Here is a 5,786-nt window from a genome sequence, read left to right as displayed (position 1 = left end):
GGCACCGGTACGACCTACGTCCCGTTCAGCAGCTTCCGCCATCAGGGGGGCATGCTGCGCCGCCAGGCCCCGGAACGCTACTTTCATACCCGGGTGAAGCGCAGCGTCACCGGCATGTATGACACCTGGATAATTCTGGGCGGAGAGCAGAATGCACCGCAGCAGGACACACTCTCTCTGGGTATCACAGGCACCAACGGTCAGCTACCGCGCCAGGCGTTGCAGAGCACGCTGCTGGCGCACTGCGAGCAAAGACTCAAAACCCCTGTGACCCTGCGTAACCTGTGCAAGCCGACGCTGCCGGTGTATCCGCCTGGCGAGGACAGTTTTCACTGGCGCATCATGAGCCATCTGGGGACCCGCTTTCTGAACATGATGAGCAGCCCGGAAGTGCTCAGTGGCACGCTGAAACTGTATAACTGGACGGACGATGACCTGAATAATCGTCGTCTGTCGGCCATTCAGAATGTGCAACACCACCGTATTCAGCGCTTTGAGGACGGTTTTCTGCTGCGCGGGCTGGATATCGAGGTCACCCTCGACAGCAATGGCTTTACCGGTGAAGGGGATATCCACCTGTTCGGGGAGATGCTTAACCGCTTCTTCGCGCTCTATGCCGACATGAACCAGTTTAACCAGCTCTCCCTTATCGTTCAGCCAGAAGGAAAATGCATCCGGTGGAAAGAGAATCACAGTCCGCGACTGCCCGGCTGATAACGCAGCTTCAGGATACGCTTCCCCGCACCAACTTTTACCGGCTGTGCCAGATAGTGGAAAAGCGCCATCCGGAGGCGCCCGTGGCGGGCAGCAGCTGGCAGGTGCGTCAGGAGCCGGTGCGCTTTCGCCCGCATCCCGGTATGGGCTTTCCGGTTGGAGAAATTAAAGGTGCTGAAATCCCGGAGCCGCCGCACCTGCCACCCACGGTGCGGATCACCTTTATGGGATTGTATGGTGTTGAATCACCCCTGCCCACCATTTACACCGACGATATTACGCAGCGCCAGGAAGGCTATGAAGCCGTCTGTGATTTTCTCGATATCTTCAATCACCGGCTGATTACCCAGTATTACCGCATCTGGCGAAAGTATTCGTACCCGGCCACCTTTGAGCCCGGCGGGCGAGACCGGACCTCGCAGTATTTGCTGGGACTGGCAGGGCTGGGCATACCCGGCTGTGCGCAAAATATTGCCACCCCGGTCTCGCGTTTTCTGGCGTTGTTGCCGGTGATGCTGCTCCCGGGGCGAACCGCCGAAGGGCTGGGCTCGCTGGTCACACTGCTGGCTCCGGATACCCGTGCCACCGTCTGGCATCACGACCGTTGCAGCGTCCCGCTGAGTGCCCCGGTAAGCATGAGCACCCGCCACCCCGTCAGCCTGAAAGCGCGCCCGGTTATGGGTGACCACGGTACAGACGTGAACAGTCAGGTGCTGCTGCAGCTCACCACGGATAATCCGGAGGAGGTACAGGGCTGGTTACCGGGTAATCAACTGCATACCGACCTGCTGGCCCTGCTGCATGTTTACCTCGGCAGCGCACTGGATGTGCGTCTGCAGTTGTGTGTGAACCGTACCCTGCTGCCGGATGCGCAGGCACATTGCCATCCTGAGCATGGCGGTGTGCAACTGGGATGTACTGCCGTGCTGCGGTCGCTGCGCCCACCCTCATCCGACAAACACCGGATACTCACTATTCCCCTGGGGCGCTGGCAGTGCATCAGGGAAAATGTTAACCGCAAGGAGACCGATGAAGATGGTGATTACCGCGCGTAAGACCGTGACGGTATGTGCTGCGCTGACAGCAGCCGTATTACTCACTGGATGTGGCCTGACGCAGAAAGTGTCAGAGGGTACGAAAGCCGTCGCCACGTCCATTTTTTACAAGCAGGTGAGGACGTTACATCTTGATATCAGGGCTCGCGCAGCGCTGAACGTCAACGACGACGGCATCCCCCTGCCCACGATGATACGTATCTATCAGCTGAAAGACCGTAAGGCATTTGATGGTGCGGACTATAAGGCGCTCTCTGCCGGTGACGCCCTGGTGATAAAGGCTGACCTGCTGGCGGAAAAGGATATTCGCCTGAAACCTGGCGAGGCCGTACAGATTGATATGCCAATGGAGGAGACCGCGCAGTACGTGGCGGTGGCCGCTATGTTCCTGTCACCGGACCAGACCCGTAATACCTGGCGGGTAGTCATTCCCCGCAAAGACCTCGCCCCTGATAAAGCGCGTCTGATTGAAGCGGGTGATAACCGGCTGACGCTGCTGCCCGTGAAGGGGAAATAACATGCGCCGTCCGTCTCTGTACGAAAAACTCTATGGACATTTTGCCGGTGGTCTGCCCCTGGAGCAGGTCAGCGAAGAAAACCAGTACATTCTGTCGGTGCTGGATAACCTGCAGCGGGTGCTCAATACCCGGGCCGGTTCGGTGGCGCATCTGCCGGACTATGGTCTGCCGGATATGACACTGATACTACAGGGAATGCCCGGTACCGCCCATGAGCTGAAAACCACCCTGGCCACTGTGCTGCTGAAATACGAGCCGCGCATTCAGGACATTCATGTGGTGATGCTGGAGCAGGCCCAGCCCGGTGAGCTGCGCTACGCCATCGAGGCTGAGATGCCGGACGGTGAACTGGTTCGATTTGGCACCGAGTTTATGTCCGAAGGCAAAGTTCTGCTACGTCACCTGAAACAACAACGAATACTCCCCTCCTGATTAAAGGTACTGACGCTATGTTTTCCCGACACCTGCCCCTGCATGCGGGCCAGGACCCGCGCGCGTGGTCTGAATACACCCAACTGCGCGATGAACTGAGCAAGCTGACCCACCCGGCCAGACCCGACGTGGACTGGCAGAGCGTGGAGCAGTTATGTGTGACGCTGTTTCGCCACAACGGCACCGACCTGCAGACGGCGGCGTGGTTTTGCTGTGCCCGCCTGCAGCGTTCCGGCCTCACGGGGCTGTCGGAGGGGCTGGAGCTGGTGGATTCATTGATAACGCACCAGTGGAGCGTCATGTGGCCTCCCCAGATGCCGGTGCGCAAGGACATTCTGGTGTGGCTCAGTGAACATCTGATGCTGAGCCTGCGCCGGTTTACCCTCAGTCATCAGGACCTGCCTGCTATTTATCGTCTTGAGCAACAACTTCGGCACCTGTGTGACCTGCTGCAGCGTCTGGTGCTTCGCCAGGTGAGTAAAATGGATGCACTGCTGCACTGGATGCACGCGGCGGTGGTGAGGCTGGAGAACGCAAAAGATGCCCCCTTGCCCCCGGTCGTTGAGTCTTCATACCTGCATACCTCCCGTGCTATACCGGAGAGTACCGGGCAACCCTGTGGCAACAGTGAACCGGTGGTACTGGTGGTGCGGGATGATGGTACACAGCACATCACACAGACCTCCATCCTGAAGCGCCATCGTCGTGGTGTATGGACGGGATTTGCGGGTGGCGTTGCGGCCACCCTGCTGCTCACGGCGCTGAGCGCCTGGTGCTGGCAGCACTGGCAGGGTAATCAGCCAGAAACCCTGATTGACGCGTCGCTCTCTCCGTTGCCGGTCGTGCTCTCTGGCTCTGAACAGGGGGCAATGATTGAAGACAGCGCCGCCGCGTTACAGTCACAGGGGCGTGTTATTACGGAACGCACGCGTCGTCAGCTGGATGCGGTGGCAGGTCTTTCCCCGTCATGGTCGCAGGATTACGGCTTCGCGCTGGTGGCGCAGACGCAGCGCCTGTGGCCACATCAGCCGCAAACGGCAGCGCTTGCGAAGCAGTGGCAGCAGCAGGTGGAGGCAAATGCCCTGCCGGAGGCGCGTCTGCAGGGCTGGCATCAGGCGATGGGACAGCTGCAGTTGCTGACGGAGAAACTCAACAGCACCGATATGCAGCGGGGTAAATACCTGACGGTCTCGGAGCTGAAATCCTCGGTGTTTGCTATCACGCAGACGCTGAGCCAGAACGTGCCGCTGGAAGAACAGTTACGTCAGTTGTCACAGCAAAAAAAAGAGAACGGCAATCAGCCTGCCGCAGAACAGCAGGCAGAGCAGCATCTGCGACAGTTGCAGAACCGTTATGTGCTGATTACCCATGGCGGCTCGAGTGACTGAATAATGAAAATGAAACCGAATCTATCATCAGTGGGTGCAGCAGAAAAAAGCGCCACGCGCCGTAATCACTATGTGCAGTGGACGCTGGCAGAAATTGCCTTTGTTGAGAAACACTACGGCAAACTCCCGGCGCGGGAAATAGCCACGACTCTGGGAAGAGGGGTGGCTGCGGTCAGGTCGATGGCATTAAAGATTGGTGTTGGTCGCCCGGGAGCGAAACCCTGGGAGATGTGGGAAATTAACATCATGAAAAAACATTACTCTCATGGTGCCGGTATCGCCATGGTGAGGGCGTTGCTGCCGCACCGTGATATGGAGTCTATCAGGAAACAGGCGGCCAGGGCAGGTCTCACCGATGTACGGGAATGGCATCCTGACGCCATCGCATTCCTGAGGGAGCATTATGGTCATATGCCTGTTGAGGAGGTTGCTGCAGCCCTTGATAAAAGTGTCAGTGCTGTGAGGAACCGGGCAAATGTACTTAAGCTGGGGAAAACGCAACTGAGTCGATGGACCCGTGAGGAAAACGCGATATTGACCGGGCATTATGGTAACTCAGGTAACCTTGATGCCATTCATTCGCTATTGCCCCATCGTTCCAGAAAAGCCATTGAGGCGCAGGCTGCCAAATTAGGGTTAACACGATCGCAGATATGGACACCCGAGGAGCTCAGCATTCTTCAGCAGCTTTACCCGATACTGGGAAGAAAGTTGACCAGGGTATTACCCGGCAGGACGAACAGTGCGATCCACCACCAGGCAGAGAGATTGGGATTACGACGATACGCTAAAAAGAACACCGGTAAGCCTGCCAAGGACAAGGGGCAATAGTTTATCCAGATTATGTAATTATTGAACCATTACCTGCTACTATCCGGCATGCGAAAAGGCATTTATGATGGTGCTTATGTCGGTGCAGCGTTCTCTGGAAAACTATCATAGTGAGACTGATGTTGATGTGCTCAGAACGAAAAGCCTGCAGGCACTATTAGAAAAAACAGGATAGTCCAAAGGAGGACTTAATGGAACTGATGAACCAGCCCTTTACCGGGCAGCTTGGCAACCGTCTGATCGAGTTGCTTAGTTCACCAGACTACCGCACTCTTAACATTGTTGTCGCGTTCGCAAAGAACAGTGGTGTCCTCAGAATTAAAGATTCTCTCAAAAGATTTAGGGACCGAGGAGGAAAAGTAAATGTGTACGTGGGTGTCGACCTTGGTGGGACGTCCTACGAGGCTCTCACCGCTTTGCTTATTAATACCGACTCCTTGCATGTTGTGCACTCTGAAAAAGGCCAGACATTCCATGCAAAGATCTACCAGTTTTTAGGTGATAATAAGGGGTTGATAGTTGTGGGTTCACACAATCTGACCGGTGGCGGTCTGTGGAGCAACTTCGAAAGCTCAGTGCATATCACTATTGACGGATCGAATGAAAATGAGGGGGAAATACTCAGTGGGCTGGAGAACTATATTGGGGAATTAACGTCACTCGATAATTCATTCATGCCGATAACGTCACAAGATGACATAGAAACGCTCCTTGAAAATAGCTATATATTTAAAGAAGTCGCCGAACGGGTACGTTTGGCTGCTTCAGCTAAAAAGCCTGGAGCCCAGGCGCGTTTGTTCGGTAATGGTGTTCCTGCCTCTCTTCCTCGTATGACCAAACCACAGGTA

The 5,786-nt window shown here is 56.0% G+C and carries 7 protein-coding genes; all 7 read left to right on the top strand.

The annotated features are described in order from the left end of the window. Positions 1-714, top strand: a 714-nt coding sequence (locus tag ADK28_RS28360; RefSeq protein WP_048797335.1) for a type VI secretion system baseplate subunit TssF, incomplete at its 5' end; no start/stop codon positions are given. Beyond that, positions 669-1,769, top strand: a complete 1,101-nt coding sequence (gene tssG, locus ADK28_RS28355; RefSeq protein ID WP_048797334.1) for a type VI secretion system baseplate subunit TssG — start codon at positions 669-671, stop codon at positions 1,767-1,769. The genes ADK28_RS28360 and tssG, both read left to right, overlap by 46 nt. Next, positions 1,750-2,286 carry a type VI secretion system lipoprotein TssJ gene (gene tssJ, locus ADK28_RS28350; RefSeq protein WP_152929758.1) on the top strand — a complete coding sequence of 179 codons (537 nt, stop codon included), beginning with the start codon at positions 1,750-1,752 and terminating at the stop codon, positions 2,284-2,286. Before tssG ends, tssJ begins: the two co-directional genes overlap by 20 nt. A 1-nt stretch (position 2,287) precedes the next feature. Then, complete coding sequence (gene tssE, locus ADK28_RS28345; RefSeq protein ID WP_048797332.1) at positions 2,288-2,719, top strand: type VI secretion system baseplate subunit TssE; 432 nt, start codon at positions 2,288-2,290, stop codon at positions 2,717-2,719. Positions 2,720-2,736: 17 nt separating this feature from the next. Then, positions 2,737-4,107, top strand: a complete 1,371-nt coding sequence (locus ADK28_RS28340) for a VasL domain-containing protein (RefSeq protein WP_048797331.1) — start codon at positions 2,737-2,739, stop codon at positions 4,105-4,107. A 3-nt stretch (positions 4,108-4,110) separates the two neighbouring features. After that, positions 4,111-4,938: a hypothetical protein gene (locus ADK28_RS28335; protein WP_152929757.1), complete on the top strand. Its 828-nt coding sequence runs from the start codon at positions 4,111-4,113 to the stop codon at positions 4,936-4,938. Between the two features lie 191 nt (positions 4,939-5,129). Then, positions 5,130-5,786 (top strand): phospholipase D family protein (locus ADK28_RS28330; protein WP_048795422.1); only part of this gene is annotated, 657 nt, incomplete at its 3' end.

Origin of the sequence: Serratia sp. 506_PEND (genome assembly GCF_001076875.1) — a bacterium.
Taxonomy (GTDB): domain Bacteria; phylum Pseudomonadota; class Gammaproteobacteria; order Enterobacterales; family Enterobacteriaceae; genus Serratia; species Serratia marcescens.
The sequence above is the reverse complement of the archived record's forward strand: the minus strand, read 5'-3'. Positions and strand labels throughout refer to the sequence as shown.

Bases quoted from the DNA above. Each gene is read 5' to 3' on its own strand.
- tssG (WP_048797334.1), top strand. From the start codon at position 669: ATGCATCCGGTGGAAAGAGAATCACAGTCCGCGACTGCCCGGCTGATA.
- ADK28_RS28335 (WP_152929757.1), top strand. From the start codon at position 4,111: ATGAAAATGAAACCGAATCTATCATCAGTGGGTGCAGCAGAAAAAAGC.
- tssE (WP_048797332.1), top strand. From the start codon at position 2,288: ATGCGCCGTCCGTCTCTGTACGAAAAACTCTATGGACATTTTGCCGGT.
- tssJ (WP_152929758.1), top strand. From the start codon at position 1,750: ATGGTGATTACCGCGCGTAAGACCGTGACGGTATGTGCTGCGCTGACA.
- ADK28_RS28340 (WP_048797331.1), top strand. From the start codon at position 2,737: ATGTTTTCCCGACACCTGCCCCTGCATGCGGGCCAGGACCCGCGCGCG.